The 315-nt window shown below is 44.1% G+C and carries 1 pseudogene; it reads right to left on the bottom strand.

From position 1 onward, the window contains the following. Window positions 1-315: pseudogene (locus tag ACFINC_RS10245) on the bottom strand (phage terminase large subunit); the annotation flags it as partial.

Raw genomic sequence — 315 nt, 5'->3', positions numbered from 1 at the left:
CCAATTAATTTCCACGCCTTTGATATTGGGATTATCGACATTTCGAAAACGTTTTTCCACGGGAGCATTTTCATGATATGGGTTCCAAGTGACCCATAATTCTGCATTCCAATCGTCTCCCTCTTCGCGCAAAGTTGGGATAAGGGTTTGCCAAGCTGTCTCAGTGACTGGCTCCGCCTCATCGACCCAACAGAGGAACACCCGTCCCATAGACTTAATACTCGCGATATTTCGATCAAGCCCCGCAAACACATAGACGATCCGTCCATCTTTTGATTTAATATATTTATCGCCGATTTCCTAATAATATTGCAG

The sequence above is a fragment of the Bartonella sp. AP58NXGY genome, from assembly GCF_042195785.1.
Taxonomy (GTDB): domain Bacteria; phylum Pseudomonadota; class Alphaproteobacteria; order Rhizobiales; family Rhizobiaceae; genus Bartonella.
The sequence above is the reverse complement of the archived record's forward strand: the minus strand, read 5'-3'. Positions and strand labels throughout refer to the sequence as shown.